The 18637-nt window shown below is 42.2% G+C and carries 16 protein-coding genes; 11 read left to right on the forward strand and 5 right to left on the reverse strand.

Translation table 11 applies throughout. The features are described 5' to 3' along the window. The first annotated feature begins 41 nt into the window (after positions 1-41). The 4 genes from LLF92_09550 (at position 42) to selB (ending at position 3664) form a co-directional block, all read left to right on the forward strand. Positions 42-926 carry a type II secretion system GspH family protein gene (locus LLF92_09550; protein ID MCE5341351.1) on the forward strand — a complete coding sequence of 295 codons (885 nt, stop codon included), beginning with the start codon at positions 42-44 and terminating at the stop codon, positions 924-926. A 74-nt stretch (positions 927-1000) separates the two neighbouring features. Further along, a complete protein-coding gene (locus tag LLF92_09555) occupies positions 1001-1486 on the forward strand; it encodes a hypothetical protein (GenBank protein ID MCE5341352.1) in 486 nt (161 codons plus the stop codon). 57 nt (positions 1487-1543) lie between these two features. After that, positions 1544-1690 (forward strand): hypothetical protein, encoded by a 147-nt coding sequence (locus LLF92_09560; protein MCE5341353.1) that lies wholly within the window; start codon positions 1544-1546, stop codon positions 1688-1690. 60 nt (positions 1691-1750) lie between these two features. Further along, positions 1751-3664, forward strand: coding sequence for a selenocysteine-specific translation elongation factor (selB, locus tag LLF92_09565; protein MCE5341354.1), 1914 nt, complete (start codon positions 1751-1753; stop codon positions 3662-3664). A gap of 98 nt (positions 3665-3762) precedes the next feature. Here selB and purH read toward each other — a convergent pair whose 3' ends face one another. From purH to LLF92_09585, 4 genes are all read right to left on the reverse strand, one after another. After that, on the reverse strand, positions 3763-5373 hold the full coding sequence (gene purH, locus LLF92_09570; protein ID MCE5341355.1) for a bifunctional phosphoribosylaminoimidazolecarboxamide formyltransferase/IMP cyclohydrolase: 1611 nt from the start codon (positions 5371-5373) through the stop codon (positions 3763-3765). Between the two features lie 134 nt (positions 5374-5507). Continuing rightward, the gene (locus LLF92_09575) at positions 5508-6578 is read right to left on the reverse strand and encodes a PQQ-binding-like beta-propeller repeat protein (protein MCE5341356.1); all 1071 of its coding nucleotides are present in this window, start codon (positions 6576-6578) and stop codon (positions 5508-5510) included. 31 nt (positions 6579-6609) lie between these two features. Further along, entirely contained in the window at positions 6610-6912 is a 303-nt protein-coding gene (locus LLF92_09580) for a hypothetical protein (GenBank protein MCE5341357.1), read from the reverse strand. Positions 6913-6975: 63 nt separating this feature from the next. Further along, entirely contained in the window at positions 6976-8781 is a 1806-nt protein-coding gene (locus tag LLF92_09585; GenBank protein MCE5341358.1) for a HEAT repeat domain-containing protein, read from the reverse strand. Positions 8782-8987: 206 nt separating this feature from the next. Between LLF92_09585 and LLF92_09590 the strand changes: the two genes are divergently transcribed. From LLF92_09590 to LLF92_09610, 5 genes are read left to right on the forward strand one after another with little or no spacing between them, the layout of a single operon-like run. Continuing rightward, positions 8988-10529 (forward strand): GspE/PulE family protein, encoded by a 1542-nt coding sequence (locus tag LLF92_09590; protein MCE5341359.1) that lies wholly within the window; start codon positions 8988-8990, stop codon positions 10527-10529. Positions 10530-10570: 41 nt separating this feature from the next. Beyond that, positions 10571-11419 carry a hypothetical protein gene (locus LLF92_09595; protein ID MCE5341360.1) on the forward strand — a complete coding sequence of 283 codons (849 nt, stop codon included), beginning with the start codon at positions 10571-10573 and terminating at the stop codon, positions 11417-11419. Positions 11420-11437: 18 nt separating this feature from the next. Then, positions 11438-12637, forward strand: a complete 1200-nt coding sequence (locus LLF92_09600) for an RHS repeat-associated core domain-containing protein (protein MCE5341361.1) — start codon at positions 11438-11440, stop codon at positions 12635-12637. A 12-nt stretch (positions 12638-12649) separates the two neighbouring features. After that, positions 12650-14059: a hypothetical protein gene (locus LLF92_09605; protein ID MCE5341362.1), complete on the forward strand. Its 1410-nt coding sequence runs from the start codon at positions 12650-12652 to the stop codon at positions 14057-14059. Positions 14060-14084: 25 nt separating this feature from the next. Next, positions 14085-14567, forward strand: coding sequence for a hypothetical protein (locus tag LLF92_09610; protein MCE5341363.1), 483 nt, complete (start codon positions 14085-14087; stop codon positions 14565-14567). Between the two features lie 126 nt (positions 14568-14693). Here LLF92_09610 and LLF92_09615 read toward each other — a convergent pair whose 3' ends face one another. Further along, complete coding sequence (locus LLF92_09615; protein MCE5341364.1) at positions 14694-16271, reverse strand: tetratricopeptide repeat protein; 1578 nt, start codon at positions 16269-16271, stop codon at positions 14694-14696. Positions 16272-16546: 275 nt separating this feature from the next. On the opposite strand from LLF92_09615, the gene LLF92_09620 reads away from it, so the two are divergent. Both LLF92_09620 and rpsU read left to right on the forward strand, forming a co-directional pair. Next, entirely contained in the window at positions 16547-17698 is a 1152-nt protein-coding gene (locus LLF92_09620) for a hypothetical protein (protein ID MCE5341365.1), read from the forward strand. Positions 17699-17791: 93 nt separating this feature from the next. Then, positions 17792-17980, forward strand: coding sequence for a 30S ribosomal protein S21 (gene rpsU, locus LLF92_09625; GenBank protein MCE5341366.1), 189 nt, complete (start codon positions 17792-17794; stop codon positions 17978-17980). Positions 17981-18637: the final 657 nt, after the last annotated feature.

Below are 18637 nucleotides of genomic sequence, written 5' to 3' on the forward strand. Positions count from 1 at the left end.
TATCCGGAAAATACTTGCAAACACGTGTTGGGAAAGGTAGGATGGCAGGCATGGAATCGAGACGAAAATCTGAAGGGTTTACGCTCATCGAATTGCTTGTGGTGATTTCCATAATCGCAATGCTGCTGGCAATACTAATGCCGAGTTTGACGAGGTCTCGCGAACAGTCAAAAAGGGTGGTATGTCTGGCCAATCTTCACGCAATTGGTCAAAGTCTGTATCTTTACGCACATGATTTTGATGGTATGATTGTGCCGGGTGAATGCCAGACCCCCTGGGATGTGTGGTCGGTGCCGACCGAGAATGCAGGGGGCGTAATTCGCGATCAACCACAGTCGGTAAATTTAGGGCATCTGCTTTCGGCGGATAAAGTACCTATGCCGACGGGGGATAATCATATTTTTTTCTGTCCGTCAGGCAGTAATTTCGATAGAGGCAGGCCTTACGATAACTTTAAATCGACTTGGGGCGAGAGCGATTCAACAACATATATTACCTATATGTTCAACAATAGTCTCGACGGCTTCGACAATTGTGTTGCGCCGGGTCAGCAAAGCATACTATTTCACACTGACAAAATAAATTATCTGTTGACCGATGGAAGCGTGCATGTTTTCAATGTAAAAAAGTTAGTTTACGATGATAACGTCGGAGCTGAAGGACTTGCACAGGTTTGTTCAAGGACAGATGTTTGCTTCCCGACAAGTATGCTGCATGGATGGTTTGCAAATGGACAGGTCAATATCGATGAGGCAAAAGAATTTTTGGCAAATCCGATGTCCTGGGTAAGTCAGCACGCCACGGGCACAATTTCCAAACCTGTAAGGCTGTCAAATCTTGGAAAGAAGTCTCTGGTAGCGGATGTGGTTGGTGGGTGGAAAAAATCAGTACAACCAGAAACCAGGGGACGTCCGGTGCCTGGCTGAGGCTAAGAAAATATTCGGCCGTGTCGGTCGAAATAAAGTCAAACACAGAGTAAGTCTGCTTTTGGTGTCGATATATGAAAGATTATATTCTCGAACTTATTTCCGATTTTATAGATGATTACAATGACTGTTCGCCGGCAAAAAAAAGAGCCATCCGAATTATCGCTATTCTGATACCATGTTTTTTATTGATAGGATTAATACGATCGTGCAGCAGCGGCCATTCAATGCCTAAATCAGAGCAGCAAAAGATTGGGCTTTTGGATTTGGCACGAAAGGATGCGCAAGGCGATAAATGGGAACTTGACCTTGTTAAGGGCCAGCCCATTTCGGGACTCAATGTTGACGCCGGTTTTGGGCCTCTGCTGGTTGTAAGAACAAATGCGGAGCTTAAAGAAGCAAATGGCGAAATTTTGATTGGGGTAGTAGTTACAGGACGCGGCGGCGAAAAATATGTCGGCGGTGTTCGCAGGAATGGCCAATGGCAGAAGCCGCCGGACTTTAAGATTGTTGATAGTGCAGGCAAAGTGCTTGACAGCGGTTCATTCAAATATGGTTGAAGCGGTAACTGCAGGTACTCGTGGCGAGTGCCTAATAATTTTTCAGGAAATTTTCAGATGCAGGTGGATATAAACCTCGGACCATTTGAGAAAAAAGTTGAGAATGTATGGTATTTGTTGAACGCAAAGCGTGTCGACACAAAGTGGCAGTGGTACGTTGTTGAGGTGAACCAGCCCTCAACTTGCACGGATCAGCCGAAATAAAAATGGTTGTTTATGTCCTTGTCAGAACTCTGCGGGTGATTAAAGTATTATAGGTAATCTGTGAAGTCCACAGCCAAACAAATAAATATTACACTTGGAACAGCAGGTCACATAGACCACGGCAAAACTGCGCTGGTTAAAAATCTTACAGGATGCGATACTGATTATTTAAAAGAGGAGAAAGAGCGTGGAATGTCAATCGAACTTGGCTTTGCGCCCTGCATTCTTTCAAATTTGGAAGTCGGTATTGTTGATGTTCCCGGCCATGAGAATTTTATTAAAACAATGGTTGCCGGTGCGGCCGGAATGGATGGCGTAATATTTGTTATTGCCGCAGATGACGGCGTAATGCCGCAAACTCGTGAACATCTTGGGATTCTTACTCTTCTCGGAATTAAACACGGCATAGTAGCGTTAACAAAATCGGATTGCGTTCAGCCGGAGCAATTAGAAACTGTCATATCGAAACTGAAAGATTTTCTTAAAGGTACATTTTTGGAAGACTCACCCATTCTTCCTGTTTCAAATATAACAGGTGCAGGCTTCGATGATTTTTATGGTGCCTTGCAGACTATGGTTAATTCCATAAAACCAAAACGCATAGATGGTTTTTTCAGGCTGCCGATAGAACGCTCTTTTAGTGTTAAAGGTTATGGAACAGTTGTCGCAGGTGTGCCTGTTTCCGGTTCAGTTAAAATTGGTGATGAAGTTACGCTTTTACCGCATAATATGAAAGGCCGAATTAAAACTATTCAGGTTTACAAACATTCTGCTGATGCGGTTTTAGCCGGTCAATGTGCAGCTATTAATATTCCTCAACTTGAACACAAAATGATTGAACGAGGCAATGTAATAGTCTCTAATGATTGTTTCGTACCCCAGTCGTGGTATTTGTGTAAGTTATCGCTATTGGAGGGTAATCAGTTATTTCTGAAAAATGGTCAGGAAATAAAATTTCACACCGGAACTTCCGAAATTTTAGCGTCTGTATATCTAATGCTGGGTGATAAATTGCAATCAGGCGAGCAGGCTGTTGTGCAATTAAGACTTAACAGTCCTTGTGTCGCCGCACCAAGGGACCGTTTTATAATCAGGAGTCTTTCGCCTGTTCAGACCATTGGTGGCGGAATGATAATAGATTCATTGCCGGTAAAACTAAAAAGAACTTTGCCGAATATGCAAAATGATGTTACGCAATGGGCACAAGCGGTTCTTGATGAAAAAGATTTTATAGAATATTGTATTAAAAAAGCTCAACTGTATGTTGCTTCCGCAAAAGAAATCTCCAATCGAACGAAAATTCCGGCAAAATATGTTGAGCAATTTTTAAAAGAACTGGTCACGCAGCAAAAAGTGATAGAGTTTGGAAATATGTATATACATCGTGATACTGCGAACCAGCTTGAACAGAAATTACTTGGAGTGATTGCGGATTATCACAAAAATTCTCCACAGGCACCGGGCATAGATTCGGAATTGCTTTGTCAAATGAGTGAGTTGGACAGGCCGGTATTTAATCTGATTTTAACTTATCTAAAAGAGAAAAGGCTAATTGTCGTCCGTGGACACAAATTCGCTTTGCCTGCACATCGTGAGGAATTTCCGGATGTGCATCGGGCGGCTCTTGAGAAAATAGAAAAATTATTTCTGTCGCGGTTATTTAATCCGCCGGACAAGGAAGAATTGGCAAAAGTTCTTAGTGTTCCAAATGATAAGATATCTGCACTTGTAAAGATGCTTATAGAGTCTGAACGGCTTGTTGTTGTGGAAAAGGATTTATTTTTCCATGCTGATGCTATACTGAAAGCACGTCAGCTTTTAGTGGATTACATTAAAAAAGAAGGAATGTTGGAAAGTGTCAAATTCAAATACATTCTTAATACCACAAGAAAATATGCGATTCCTCTTTTGGATTATTTTGACCAAGTTGGTGTTACTCGTAACTCCGGCCATACACGATATCTCAAAAATTAATTTAAATTATTCCCCATAGAAAGCCCCTGTGTGGTGCGTTAACCAAGCTATGAGCTATTGTTGTAAAGGAATTAGATAATGTGACATTGAATCCTATATTAGTGTTTAAAATGTCTTTTGCCGGTAAAGACCATCGCTATACCGTATCTGTCTGCGGCAGCGATAACATCATCGTCTTTCTTTGAGCCGCCGGGCTGAATTATACAGCTAACGCCGTGCTTGGCCGCCTGGTCAATATTGTCCGGGAACGGGAAGAACGCATCGGACCCCATTGAACAGCCTTTTGTGTCTTCGGCTGAATTTTTAAATGCGATAAAGCCGGACTCAACGCGATTCATCTGGCCTGCGCCTACGCCGATAAGTCTTCTGTCTTTTACAAGCGTTATAGTATTGCTCTTAACATGTTTGGCAGTAATCCACGCAATGCGTAAATCTTCGAGTTGTTCCTTATTGGGTTTTATTTTTGTCGGATAAGTCAGTACAGTAGGTTCCCATCCGATAAGGTCTCTATCCTGCAGGAGCATTCCGCCGATGATGCAGCGAACATCGAATTCGCCGCAATCAATTTTTGCTCTGTCGATTTGGGCGGTGGACATAATTCTTACGCGTTTGCCCCACGGCTTTAATGTTCTGATTGTCTCGATTGCGTCAACATCAAAGCCCGGCGCGATTAACACTTCCGCAAAAAATCCCGCAGCGCCTTTTGCCTTGCCGAACAATGAGTATGATTCCATAATCGTCGTCGCAAGAGCCTTATCGACTTTTCTGTTCAGGGCGATGATTCCGCCAAATGCGCTTGTAACGTCTGTTTCGTAGGCCTTTTGATATGCCTTGTGAATATCGTTGTCGATTGCGCAGCCGCAGGGATTTAAATGTTTTACAACAACTGCCGCCGGCTCTGAAAATTCCTTTGCAAGCTCGAACGCCGCGTTTGCATCCATCAGATTATTGAAGCTGATTTGCGTTTCGTCTTCCATAACTTTAGCGGAGGAAACGCTGACTTCGTCGTTCGGAGCGAGTTTATAAAACGCGCCGGTCTGGTGCGGATTTTCGCCATAGCGAAGTTCCATCTCTTTGTTAAGAGCAATGCTGATTCTTTCAGGATATCTTACGCCGGCCTGTTTATTGAGATATTTCGATATAGCCGCATCATAACTCGCGGTCATTCCAAAAGCGATTCGAGCAAAATCGCTTCTTGTCTTTTCGCTGACGCTGCCGCCGGACGATTTCATTTCGGCGATAATTTTTTCGTACTGGCAGGAGCTTGTAACAACCGTAACATATTTATGATTTTTCGCTGCCGAGCGAACCATACTTGGGCCGCCAATGTCGATATTCTCGATTGCGTCCTCGAATTTACAGTCAGGTTTGGCAACAGTTTTTTCGAAAGGATAAAGATTAATGCAAACCATATCGATTGGTTCGATGCCGTGCTTTTTCATTGCAGCCTGATGTTCGCTGTTGTCGCGGATGCTCAAAAGACCGCCGTGGATTTTCGGGTGCAGGGTTTTAACTCGGCCGTCCATCATTTCAGGAAAACCTGTAACCGAATCGATACTGACGACACTAATTCCCGCCTGCGCAAGCGATTTGGCTGTTCCGCCTGTGCTGATGATTTTGACGCCCATTGCCGCAAGATTTTTTGCGAATTCTGCGACACCGTTTTTATCTGATACGCTGATGAGTGCAGTTTTGATTTTCACATCCATTTGAATCGTTGCTCCTTAAGAAATTGAAAAATTGTAGATTGTAGATTGAAGATTATTATAAATATCCCGCCGCAGGCGTTCCTCAAATCTTCATTCTTCAATCTTAAATCTTAAATAATTTCGTACCTTCGTGGCTATTTTTTAATTGGTTCAATACATAATACTGCGTTGTCTTCCATTACATATATTTTGGAATCGTATGGATTTGTCGCAAAAGCCGTAACAGCCTCGAAATTAAGCGTGTAAAGCCTTTTGGCTGCCGCGTTGTCCATGACTTCACAAATATTCTTTTGGCTGATTACATAAGCCTTGCTGCCGTCTTCCGCAAGCAAATCTGCGCCGTCAGGTGAAAGCCATAGCTGTTTGCCGCTGTTTGCGTCAACGGCATACAGGCCTTTGTTGATGGCATACTGGTAAACGACCTTTTCTATTGCTCTTGCAGAAACGTTAAGAAAACTGCCGGTGTAAAACTTCCATAACATTTTGCCGCTGTTTGCGTCTATTTTGTAAAGGTTAGTATCCTTGCTGCTGACGTAGATTGAATCGTCTGTTTTTGTCAAAGCCGCCTCGATTGAACCGACGGCATCAAACTGCCAGAGTTTGATGGGCTGATTTGCGTTCATGCAATACACCTTGCCGCTGTTGGTAGCAAACACAATCGAATTATCATTTGCGATAACGCTTGTGATACCAGAGCGGTCATCAGGGTTAACTCTGAACACTTGAAACATATCACGCTGTAAAACGTGGAGTTGTTTATCCATACCGGGCAAATAAAAATATTTCGTGTTCACAGCAGGTCGTGAACTTATAGGGAATTCTATTTTATTTCTGAAAAGCTCATTGCCGCTTTGCAAATCAACCGCAAGCAGGTTGTTTGCCGCCGCGAAATAAACTGTATTATTAAAATCCACCGGCTGCGAAACAGGCAAATCTGCGTCTGCTGCCGAAATGCTGAAAACCGACCGGCCGTCGTTTCTATCCAAACAGAACAGATAATTGCTGTTCGTCAGGATATAAATATAATTGCCCAGAACAGTCATTTGCTGCACTTTTTCTTTGGGGTTTAGTGCAACGGCGCTTTGCCATACGGTATGAAGACTGGCTTCTTTAAGTAATGTGTCATTTATTTTTGCCGGCGATTGCGTCGGAATAATCATCAAAAATGTCAATACCGCCAGACATATTAAACAAGAATTTCTCAAAGTCATTCTCCATGAAAAAAATGTTATAGTATTATTCAATTGTATCTATGTAATCGCATAAATCCGCGTCGTTTTGTTTTTCAAATTGCATCATTTGTTCAATTCGTTCGATATCGTCGTTGATTCTGGTCGCCAGTTTAAAAATATAAGGCTGACCTGTAAGACGGTTCTTCAGGTCCTGATGCATCGGCTCCCATTTCCCGCCGTAAAGCTGACTTTTTAACACTATCAGCATTTTATGTTCGGCAGAAAGCCCCTTGACAAAGTCAGCAACTTTGTTGTCGCGTTTCTTTTCGTCGGTTTTTATACCGTCTTTTTCAGTGGTTTTGCCCATAGCGTCCCGAAAGCCCCCGATTCAATCGGGAACTGTATATCGCTGCTATGAAGGCAGCGACGTCTAAATCTTCGACTGATCAAGAATCAGGTCTTTGACTTTTCTGCTCGGCAGGTTTAACGCACCAAACGCGCCCGCTGCGGCCGAACGCAATTGTTCATTCGCATCGCGTGACGCAACTAAATTATAAATCTGGTCAATCTGTCCGTCGGGCAGTTGATTTGCGTTTACCTTTGCCGAAACCGCAAGAGATTCAAATCCCGCGATTCTTATTTCAACAGCGTTGCCTTCTTTTAATGCCAGCTCTGCGATTGCTCTTTGAGCGTCCGGGCTTGAAAGATATGCCAGTATCTGGCAGGCAATTATTTTCATTTCATCACGGCTGTCGCCGGTTGTTTTTACAAGTGCGTCCAAAGCGGCTGAAACATCGACCGCCGCATTTTTTGTCTCCGCAAGTTTCAGCAATGCCTGTGCCGCGCGAATAGCATAGCTGTCATTCTGTTCGGCAGACCAGTTTTCGCCTGCTGTATCGGTAATTGCTGCTGCCAGATTCTTAATTACGTATTCGCTTTCAGGAAATTTTTCTGTCGGTTCAGCCAATGCGACCGCTATCGCCGCAGTATATTTCACTGCTTTATCATTGTATGACAGGGCCTGTATCAGCGGCTGTGAAGTCTTATATCTGAACATAAGCGATTTTTCGCCTGCGTTGCGGGCAAGTGCCTCGACCGCGCCGAATACAACGACCGTATCACTGTCTTTGATTGCCCGCTCAAGTGCTTCGTGCAGATATTCCGGCCCGGTTGTAACAGCGTAAGTCATAGCATCGGCGTGTCCGGTGCCAAAATATGCCGGATAAGGAATATGTGTCGAGTCGATTCTGAATGCACAGGCAAGCCACAATGAAATAGCCTGACCGAAATCTTTATCCGCTCTCAATGCCCATTCACAGCTTCGCATTGTCATCAGTTCTGTGAAATTAGTTTTGCTGACCGCTTCGCGAATCAGGCCGCTGCTTTCCTTGCTCCAGAACCATACATTCGCGGTATTGCCTTCGGTAACAGGCATCAGCGAATCAGCCTTGTAATAATAATTATTTGCAGTCTGGAAAAACAGTTCAGCCGCTTTCTTATCAGCGATTGCTGCGTCGATTTGTTTCAACGAATCGGCTGCCAATTCACGCAATTGCTGCGACTTATCGTTTTCAACAATATATTTTAAATAGCCAAGTGCTTCGGAATAACCAATTTTGCCAAGTGCTCTGATTACTTCTGCTTTGATAGCAGGATTTTCCATTTCCAGAGATGCCGCCAACGGCCTTACCGCAGGTCTGCCGATTTCTGAAAGGGCAGATGCGATATTCGGAAATTCTTCTTTGCGCGATTCATCGGTCATTGCGCTCAACATGTATGGAATCGCGTATTCGCCTGAATTGCGAAGTCTTTCAATAGCGGTATATTTGCCGCGTACTGTACTGCTCAACCTTTTAATTTCTTCAACAATAATATCCGAAGCGGTGCGCCTCTGGTATCTGCCTTGTTCGATGATGTCGAGAATCTTCGCCGCAAGGGGGGAAAGCTGCGGATTATTCGCGTGCACTTTCACAAGTATCGCGTATCCCTTTGGATTGTCTTCGCTCAACTTCAGAAGCGCCAACGGGTCAGGATTGCTGTCGATTACTTTCTGCGCAAATCCGCCGGCAAGGTCATACCTTCCCAAAACCGTATAGTGCAGAAAATCATTCCAATTATCCGCGAGTTGATTGGATGTGGGTGTGGTGGATGATGGCTGGTTAGGCTCGGCATTAACCGTAAGTGAAGCTGATGCAATAATCAAACATAGTCCGCAAAACGTCAAAAAGTTTCTCATCTGCGCTACTCCGAACATACCTTTTGTTAAGGTAAGTAAAATAAAATAGATAATAAAGACAATAAAACAGTAAATACAACCATAATTGATTATAAATTATATGACTTAACTGTCAATTAAAAAGCTATTTATCGAGTTTTTTTTATTGCACTTGTATGTCTTTTTTATTAGGATTAGAGAAATTATGCGGTGGGGAGTTACTGTTGATGGATACTGTCGTTGTAAAAGGGTTGCTTTTTAGCCCAATCAAATTGGGGCTTCTTGTAGTCTGGGTATATGGTTGCATGTACTTAGTTCAGCGGTTTGAGTTCAGTCCCCTAATAGGCAATCGTTTTAAAGGGTGGATTAACCTCTTAATGCTCGTCGCGGCACCTTTTGTGTTGTTAGTGCTTTTATTGCTCGAAGTGCTCAAAAAAATCCAGGAAACCGGAATTTCGTTTGCCGAAGCAATCAAAAGCGCATTGGGCAGTGCGGTTCAATCCATAAAGTACACCAAACTCGGCGGGGCGAGGGGAAGTTCATCTATTATACTGCTCGACCCTTCCGGCAAGAACATCAATGAAGTTTACGGCGGGCAGGGCAACGACGATACCAAGCAAACTGTCGCCAGCACTGAAAAACTCATCGGCGACGCGGTTGAATTGCTCGCCAGCGATATACTGATAAATCCCATCGAAGGCTTCAATTACGATGTCCGTTTCAGAATTGACGGCATAATGCAGCCTTATACAAAACTTAGTCCGGAAATTTACGGTGCGGTTGTAAACAGTATCAAAGCGATTTCAAGTATGGATATTTCTGAAAAACGCAGGCCGCAGGATGGTGCGTTTGTTGCGAAGATTCCGAACGGCACTGTATCGTTCCGCGTCGCAAGCGCAGGCGTACTTCACGGCGAAAAGCTGTCCATAAGAATTTTGAATCAGAACCTTGCTCCCAAGACACTGCCGGAAATTGGTATGGACGAAAGGGCGTGCCAGGCAGTCAGACATGTTATGTCCAAAGACACCGGTATGATTATTATGTGTGGCCCGACTGGCAGTGGTAAAAGCACAACGCTTTACGCTATGCTGCGTGAAATAGATTTTTACGCGAAAAATGTAATTACAATCGAAGACCCTGTCGAGTATGTGCTTCCCGGCGCAGGCCAAATAGAAGTAAATCCAAAAGCGGATATTACATTCGCAAAGGCATTGCGCAGCATTTTACGTCAGGACCCGGATGTTATCTGTGTTGGCGAAATAAGAGATGATGAAACCGCATCGATTGCATTAAAAGCTGCTCAAACTGGCCATTTAGTGATAGCTACTTTGCACAGTAACAGCAACAGTGCTTCGCTTGTGCGTCTTTTGGATTTAGGCATAAGTCCGCTGCTGATGGCTTCAGGTCTTGATTTGCTGGTTTCGCAAAGACTCATTCGCAAACTTTGCGATAACTGCAAAAGACCTGCAAATATGAGTGAAGCCCAAAGGGCGGCATTTCAGAAGAAAAACATCGACACATCTCGAATATACGAAGCTGCCGGCTGCAGTAAATGCCATAACACAGGTTACAAAGGTCGAATCGGAGTATTTGATGTAATGTTAATCGACGCTGCGATAAAGAATAAAATCTCTACCGGCGATATTGCCATTATAACTGCAGAACACAGTGATGAAAAAATGAAAGCAACTTTGAACAGACAGGCGTTGCGGCACGTAATTGCCGGAGTTACATCGCTTGAAGAAGCAAAAAAAGTAACAAGTAATTAGAAAAAAACGGTGCCAGGAGTCGTTTCTGTAAGGAAAAGAAAATGTCAACAATAATCGCGATAATCATAGCGGCCGTATTTGGTTTATGGGGATACCATAAACGGCTGTATCCTATGTGGGCGTTTCTTTTCAATGTCCTGATAGCAACGTATTTAGCCCTTGTTTTAACGCCTGCCGTTTTGGAAATCAAAGCGGTGGGGGAGTTGACAGGTTTTCTCGGCACGTGGACAAATGCTGCGGTTTTACTGGCTATTTGGGGTTTATACCTCGCCCTTTCGCAGCTTTTAAGTTTTTATTATCTGACGAATACATATTGCGTTTCGTTTCCAAAATTTGTCGATGACTTCGGCGGCGCACTATTAGGCTTTGCGGGCGGATACATCACGGCAAATATATTATTGTTCGCCCTTGCGGTTTCGCCGTTGAATGAAAATTCCCTTACACAGAAATTCATACCAGATAATGACGGCCGTGCCATAGTTAAGGCTTGCCGGTACATTTCGTCATTTTCGCTTCAGGGCATTGATGACAATCTGCTGAAGGCAATTGAAAAAATCAAGACCTCATACGCCAAAACTAAACCTGTCGAGCAGCAAACACTGCCTGCGGATGATTCAAATAAGCCGGCGTTAGTTGCCGAAGAAAATACGGACAGCAACCAGATTGTCATTGTTGAGCCAAATAATACCGGTCAGCAAATAGTCCGGGAACCCATAAAACTGGAAGACATAAAAATCATCCCTGCCGACACTAATAAAATTATGGATGTCAATACCAATACAAACACCGAAACAAAACCGGCTGAAATAATGGTACCTGTCGAAAGAGGTATGGAATTGCAGCAGAGAAATAGACGCACAGAGCACAAACTCGAAAACCCGCTTAAATAATCCCGTGTGGGCAACGAAATGAGAACGCTTAACAGCAACACCTTGCCTTACGATGAGAACGGCAATCAAACCGCCGCTCCGAAAGATGCTTCAACCTCTATGACATTAGAATACAATTGGGATAATAAACTGCGCAGTGCAGTAGCCGGTGCAAATACTATTGACATCAAATACGACCCGGCTGGCAATCGTGTCTATAAATCCTCTGTGGGCTCTGTGTCCTCTGTGGCTCGCAAATACATCGTTGATGTGGTTGGCGATTTGCCGGTGATACTTATGGAAATCGATTCTGCTGATATGAGCATTAAGAAATGCTGCATCTACGCCAACGCAGAAATTTTATCCGAACACGATGGCGGTTACAATGCAACGCAGTATTATTATCTGCATGATAGATTGGGTTCAATTCGTCAAGTAATTACCTCTGTGGGCTCGGTGGCTAAAACGTTGACGTATAATCCTTTTGGCGAAACTATTGAATCTTATGGCGATTTCTCTACTTCGTGGCAATTCACAGGTCAATATTTGGATTCCGAAACCGGCCAATATTATCTTCGCGCAAGACAATATTCGCCGTATCTTTCACGGTTTACTGGCAGAGATTTGATTGTTGGGCAATTTGAAAATCCACTGACACTGCATAAATATCTGTACTGTCAAAACGATCCATTAAATAATTATGATTTAAATGGTCTGTGGAAAGAATATATTCATCAAGAGTTTGGAACGCTTGGTTCGGGCAAGCCTGGTTCATTATTTGATTATGCAAGATTGGATAAAGATTATCCTACTACGGATTTAAAACATTATAATGAATGGGCTAAATATCACTTTATGAGTCGTGAGCAGGTAAAGCCATATTTACTTACATCAATCGCTTTCGGGTTTACAAGGGGATTTGAATATAGTATGCATGCTTGGCAGGATTCGTATGTTCATTGGGATAATGGTTTTAGATGGGAAAGTGGTGGACATGGTTTAGATTCTCTTGTTAGAGGTTTAACCGGTCGTCCGGATGTTGATCTGCATACAAAGGAAAATGATAATGTTTATCAAAGTTGCAAAAAGACAACGGGAACTTGGGAAGAGCTTTGGTTGATGTTTAATGACGAACATGGACTTTACAAAGGTTTCAGCGAATTTAGCAAGATGGATGCTCTTATGCGAACTTGGAGATATGAAAGAGATGATTTTGGCAAACTTATTAGCGAATACTAATAGGGGTATATTATGATTGCAAAAAAAATAATAATAACTGCATCAATATTTTTGTTGGTATGTGTGGTAAATATAAAGGCTATTCAAGTTGTACAGCAAAAAATCATTGCTGAAAAAGTGAATGACTGGGATATGCATTGGACCAAAATGGTTTTTGATAATAGTGATAATGTATTGATTACGATGAAAGGTCTTTTTTATATAGGCGACAATTTAACAAATACAAGAAATTTAAGTGAATATTGTTGTGATATTTTGGGGGGCTATGTAAAAGATAGTCGATTTTATGTGGCAATTAATGATATACATAAAACTAATGTTTACAAAATTCAAAATAAGATAGAACTTGAAAGTTGTATTGAACCCAAAATTTCCGAGTATCACGATTATGATGGAGTTATTCTAGTTCCTGAAGAGAATTATTATTATCTGTTTGGACATTATACAAAGGTTACATTTAACCCACTTGAAAGCCTTGAAAGAATTGCAGCTAATGGCCGAGTTACATCGTTTAAAAAACCATTTTTAGCTAAGATTGAAAACAGTAAAATTACTCGTACTATAAAATTGAATTATGATAGCGAAACAGAAGAATCTTATGTTATCCGGGAAGCTATAGCTGGAAAAGGTTCAATTCATTTTTTTGGTTTCAGAAATATAGATATACCTTGGATGAAAGATGGACATTTTCCTTCAACTCAAGTTGTTGATTCAGGAACAAATGGTTATGCATATAAAACGCACCAATTTGACGGAGGGGACTATTACCAAGGAAGGCCAATTAAACAATCCATTATCTTACACTATTCAGATTATAATTTGCAAAAAGGTAAGAACACAAGAAATTATACAATATATGAAAATATACCCGGATATGATTCTACAGCAGATACTTACTCTGATTACGGTGTATTATCTGCTGATAGCCAAGATAAAAATGTTTATTCTGTATTTACATGGGTTAAATGGCAAAGGCATCATGCCGGTTCTACAATGGTGAAGTATGAAGGGCTAAAGCATAAAGATGGATTTAATTTAAGCGATGTCAATTCGAGCATTTATTTTTGGCAATGCGATGAAAAATCTTATGGCAAAGCTGAAAAAATCGCTGATGGCTTTTGCCCATTAGTTAGAGCAGACCAGTTTGGCAGGGTTCACATTTTTTATGTTGACCGAAATGGAAATGTTATCCAGAAAGTCAGAACAAATGGCAAGTGGAGCAATGAAAAAATTATATTAAATGGTGTTAACGCCAAGCCAATTATTTATACAAAATATTCCTATTCAGTTGAAGATAGCGAACGACCTGAAGCGATTCTTTACACGAAATTTATAGCGGCTGAATTTGATAGCGAAAACAATTTGCATATAGTTTATCCGACAGCCGAAGGCATAGTTTATACAAAAATGAAATTGGAATAATTACATAATATACTTGAGGGCAAGAATGAAAAATATATTAACGAATAAAAAGTTTATAACAGCGGGAATTTTTGGAATAGCTGTAGTAGTTTTGGCAGGTGCGGTTTTGATTTATTGGCCTGCGGAAAAGCCGGCAGTCGAAAAGCCTAATACGGTTTCGGACGTGGATTCCCGCCTGCGCGGGAATGACATAGAACGCAATGATGGCATCGTGCGTGCGGACAGTAATACAAATGGGAATGCCACTGTGCAGAAGAATAAGATTGCAGAGGTGAGTAAAACTCCCAAACAGCCTTTGCCTGCGGTTGCAAACCCAAAACGGGCATATCAATTATCAAAAACATCACAGATTCCAATGTCTCAAACGCAGGGTCAGCAGATGGCGGCAAATGATACAGGTTCTATGCAGCAAAGACGTAATCTGCAAAGGCAAAGGTTTAAACCGGTATTTGAAAATAAGCCTGTGCAGGCGGTAACGCCGGAGGTAGCCAACGCTATCAGACAATAGCATCGGCGGCGATAATAAATCCCTGAACCGAAACACGTTTGAATTGAATTTATAGGAAATTTTCAACGTCCCATAATACATGTTATGTTTCATTCAGCGAAAGGGGGTGAAAATGCTATAAATGCGTTATAATGATTTGTTTGCGGCTATACAGACCATTTCGCCGAGCATATTCCAGCACGAATACGCACGGTCAACCAGACCCATATTCTGAAGTGTTTCGTTCAGCGTTATCATAGTTACGTCAGTTTCTGATTCGTCAAGATGTTCTTTTTTGGTCGCCTGAATAGCGTTAATGAATGCTGACCTGTTGCAGTATAAAAGCGCAGTTTTGTAGTGCAGTGCGATAAGTTCGCGGCTGACGTTGTTGGCTGTACTCAAATATATTAGTGCCCTTTGTTTTTCTCCGAGTTCTGTCTTGCAAATTATTTGCTTCGACAGGGCGCGGTAGTTTGTCTCGTTTTGGCGGATGATATTGGAAAACTTATCGGCTGCTTGCGCGAAATTGCCGTGTTTCATCAGGATTGAGCCCAGAGCGTAGCCGACGGATAAATTTCCTGTGTTATGGAAATATTCTCTCGCAAGCGTATCAAGGACTATATTGTCCGACTCTTTTTTATCGATATCGCTGCAGTTTACAGAATTTAATCTAAGACGGGCGGTCTCGCTCAATAAAATGCTGCTGTTTTGGTTGATTGTAGCCGCGAGTTTCAGCGTTGACCAGGCGTCTTCATTTTTGCCGAGTTTTTTCTGTGCTTTCGCAAGGCCTATATACGCGTCAACGATTTCATCATTTATCGCGCCTGCACGGTTGAACATCCCCGCCGCCAAAGACATATTGCCGTTGGCCATGTGCAGACTGCCGAGTTTGATATATGCCGCAAGATAATTTGGTTCTAATTTTATGGCTTTTTCATAGGCGACGACAGCTTGCGCAAAATCGTCGGCCTTAATGAAAATTCCCGCCTGCTGGATGTATAATTCCGCGGCAGTCGGCTGTTTTTCTATCAGCTCATTCAGATAGTTAATTGCCTCGTAAGGGCCCTGCTGGTCAATAATTTCCTGTATCTTTTCCTCTTCCGACGGCGGAGTGCTGTAATTGTCCGGATGCACTAAAATAGCGTTGCTGAATGCCTCGCCGGCTGCATTGTAATCGCCTGTCTCAAGGTATAAATAGCCCAGCAGTACAAACGTTTCAATATCGTCAGGATATTCCTGGATCTGTCTTCTATACTCCTGAATCACCCTTTCGATTTGACCATTTTTATAATAAATAGCCGCAAGTCTCTGTCGCGGAAATTCGAGGTAATTCTTGAACTTCAGGCAATCCTGATAAAACTCTATTGCCTCGGCCTCTTTATCAAGCCGTTCATAACAATGGCCTAAAGCATACAATGCCAGCGTGTTCGTCGGCTGCTTATAATAAATCGTCTGAAGATTCTCTATCGCGCCTTTTAAGTCTGATTTTTCAAGGCATAGAGCCGCCGCACACATCCGCCCTATTGTACAGTCTGTAAATTCAAGCAAGTATTGGGCCGTTCTTTCCTCGGCTATATCAAAACTCGCAACAGATATAAGGTCGAGGATTTCCTCTATTCGGTCACTGTTGGCATTAGACTTGTTCATAGTCTCTATCCATTGCCACAGCAAACCTGCAGTATTTACGGCTATTGCCCTGCCGAGAATTTCAAGCAATTTTGACATAGTATCCTAAAGTTAAATCAATAATAAAGCTTCTTTTGTATCGACTGGCCGGGTACCCGTCTTAATCGGTTTAACCTAAAAAACGGTTTTTTAACTTAAAAATCAGGCTTTTAGGTTGGAGTTGTGCCGAGTATAGGGACTTTCAGTGCCAAATCGCAAAATTGTGGAGGTGAAAACTCACCAAATCCGGCCTTTCTGTGCCCTGTCTGCCCTGCCGGAACAAAAAATGTTAACGGCACTATTGCTAAAAAACTTCCGCGATATATATTGCAGATATGTTAATCACCACACAACCCGATACCTTTGAAAAGCTCCAGCTTTTGAGTCGGGATTCACAATACGACCTAGCCTGCGCGTGCGGCTCAACCAAAGACAGCCATCGAACACGCGGCGGACACGGCAAGTGGATTTATCCGATAACTCTGCCGGACAGAGGCAAAAGCGTACTTTTTAAAACCCTGATTTCCAATGTCTGCTCAAGCGACTGCAAATACTGCCCCCTGAACAGAAATTCGGATGTCAGACGCTGCACTTTGGGCAGCGAAGAGATTGTAAATACCTTTCTCGATTATTATAACCGCAAAGAAGTCTTCGGCCTGTTTTTATCAAGCGGGATAATAGGGACGGCCGAGGCAACGATGGACAGACTGATTACCGCCGCGGAAATCCTGCGGAAACGACATCAGTTCAAAGGCTATATTCACCTGAAAATCCTGCCCGGCTCAAGCCCTGCTGCTATCGAAAAAGCCCTTTCGTTGGCATCGGCAGTTTCGCTGAATATCGAAACGCCCGGCAAGGAATTTATGGGCAAACTATCGAGCCAAAAAGACTTTATACGCGATATCGTCGAGCCGATGAAACTTATCAGCAGATTAATAAGCGAACATCGCCGAAGAATTAAACAAACTACGCAGTTTATCGTCGGTGCCGCCGGCGAAGACGACCGGCAAATCGTAAATTATACTTCCGCCCTGTATGACAAAATCGGTCTGAACAGGGTGTATTTCTCGGCATATCAGCATATAAACGACGCAAACGATGTTGCCACCCCAAAACAGGATGGTTTTGTCCGTGAGCACAGACTTTATCAGGTTGATTTTCTGTTTAGAAAATATAATTTTTCCCAATCCGACATTATATACGACCAGAACGGTCTATTATCAAAAGATTTCGACCCCAAAGAATTATGGGCTCAAAAACATCCCGAATTTTTTCCTGTAAACGTAAATACGGCCGATAGATACAAACTTTTAAGAGTCCCCGGTTTAGGGCCGAATACTGTGGATAATATTTTATATAAAAGAAAATTATCCAAAATCCGGTCAATTGACGATATAAGTAATTGCAGTAAGAGATTGTTAAAAGCATCAAAATACCTCAATTTTGGCTGCCAGGTTAAAAATAAAGTGTTTTTATTTAATTTTTAACTTGAAATTAGCAAAGAAGTTACTAATATTCTCTACTTCTGTCGTAAGTAATAAGAAATATAGTTTTTCAAAAAAAAAGGTTGTGAATTTTATATGATTAAAGTCAAATCTCGCGCCGGCGAGTCAGTTGAACAGATGGTTAAGCGTTTCAAAAAGATGTGCGAAAAAGAAGGCATCATCAGAGATATTAAGCGCATAAGCTACTATGAAAAACCGTCTGAAAAGAACCGCAGAAGAAGACGCAAAGCCGCCAGATCTGCAAAGTTCTCCAGCAGATACTAATAACTGCAAGTTATTTTCAAATATCCTAAAACCGGATGCGCAATGTGTCCGGTTTTTTTATTTATGCCCCCCTTTCGTCAAGTCTGCGCACGGGAATTCCTGCGCAAATCTTGCATACTGGCCCCTCTGATTTTGTTTTCGAGGCAACAAAATCCTGAAGAAACAGGGGTTTCCGCTTCGCTCCAACGCATTATTACACGTAAAAAGTCATCAAATTGTGCATATTTAAACGTGAATTGCGCATATTTAACCCCAAAAACACCTGACTTGCGCAAATTTAAACGGAAAAAGATTCAAAATCAGTTATTTTTGATAATTTTCGGCAGCAAAAATCAAATAAATGACAGAAAATAGCAGTAAATCAACATAGAAATGACAGAAATTCACAAAAAATCAGCGTTTAGAATACAGAATTCAGTAGACGGTAGACAGAATAATGAAGCGGTCTCGTAAGTAAAAAAACTAAGAGTGAAAATTGTTGTAACATGCAGGAATTTTAAAATTTCGTAATACTTTGGCTGTATGTTTTAATTAGAAAAAAGGGTACCCCGCTTCGCTTATGGGTTTTCGCTACGCTCAAACAAACTCTTTCGTGCCGAAAGCGGCTAAACAATCTATTTACCCCTCGCTGACACTTACGCAGGGTTTTCGACGTTC

The sequence above is a fragment of the Planctomycetaceae bacterium genome (assembly GCA_021371795.1).
GTDB lineage: Bacteria > Planctomycetota > Phycisphaerae > Sedimentisphaerales > UBA12454 > UBA12454.

Excerpts from the sequence above, each read along its gene's own strand:
- LLF92_09550 (MCE5341351.1), top strand. The coding sequence starts at position 42 with ATGGCAGGCATGGAATCGAGACGAAAATCTGAAGGGTTTACGCTCATC.
- LLF92_09555 (MCE5341352.1), top strand. The coding sequence starts at position 1,001 with ATGAAAGATTATATTCTCGAACTTATTTCCGATTTTATAGATGATTAC.
- LLF92_09560 (MCE5341353.1), top strand. The coding sequence starts at position 1,544 with ATGCAGGTGGATATAAACCTCGGACCATTTGAGAAAAAAGTTGAGAAT.
- purH (MCE5341355.1), bottom strand. The coding sequence starts at position 5,373 with ATGGATGTGAAAATCAAAACTGCACTCATCAGCGTATCAGATAAAAAC.
- LLF92_09580 (MCE5341357.1), bottom strand. The coding sequence starts at position 6,912 with ATGGGCAAAACCACTGAAAAAGACGGTATAAAAACCGACGAAAAGAAA.
- LLF92_09585 (MCE5341358.1), bottom strand. The coding sequence starts at position 8,781 with ATGAGAAACTTTTTGACGTTTTGCGGACTATGTTTGATTATTGCATCA.
- LLF92_09590 (MCE5341359.1), top strand. The coding sequence starts at position 8,988 with ATGGATACTGTCGTTGTAAAAGGGTTGCTTTTTAGCCCAATCAAATTG.
- LLF92_09595 (MCE5341360.1), top strand. The coding sequence starts at position 10,571 with ATGTCAACAATAATCGCGATAATCATAGCGGCCGTATTTGGTTTATGG.
- LLF92_09600 (MCE5341361.1), top strand. The coding sequence starts at position 11,438 with ATGAGAACGCTTAACAGCAACACCTTGCCTTACGATGAGAACGGCAAT.
- LLF92_09605 (MCE5341362.1), top strand. The coding sequence starts at position 12,650 with ATGATTGCAAAAAAAATAATAATAACTGCATCAATATTTTTGTTGGTA.
- LLF92_09610 (MCE5341363.1), top strand. The coding sequence starts at position 14,085 with ATGAAAAATATATTAACGAATAAAAAGTTTATAACAGCGGGAATTTTT.
- LLF92_09615 (MCE5341364.1), bottom strand. The coding sequence starts at position 16,271 with ATGTCAAAATTGCTTGAAATTCTCGGCAGGGCAATAGCCGTAAATACT.
- LLF92_09620 (MCE5341365.1), top strand. The coding sequence starts at position 16,547 with ATGTTAATCACCACACAACCCGATACCTTTGAAAAGCTCCAGCTTTTG.
- rpsU (MCE5341366.1), top strand. The coding sequence starts at position 17,792 with ATGATTAAAGTCAAATCTCGCGCCGGCGAGTCAGTTGAACAGATGGTT.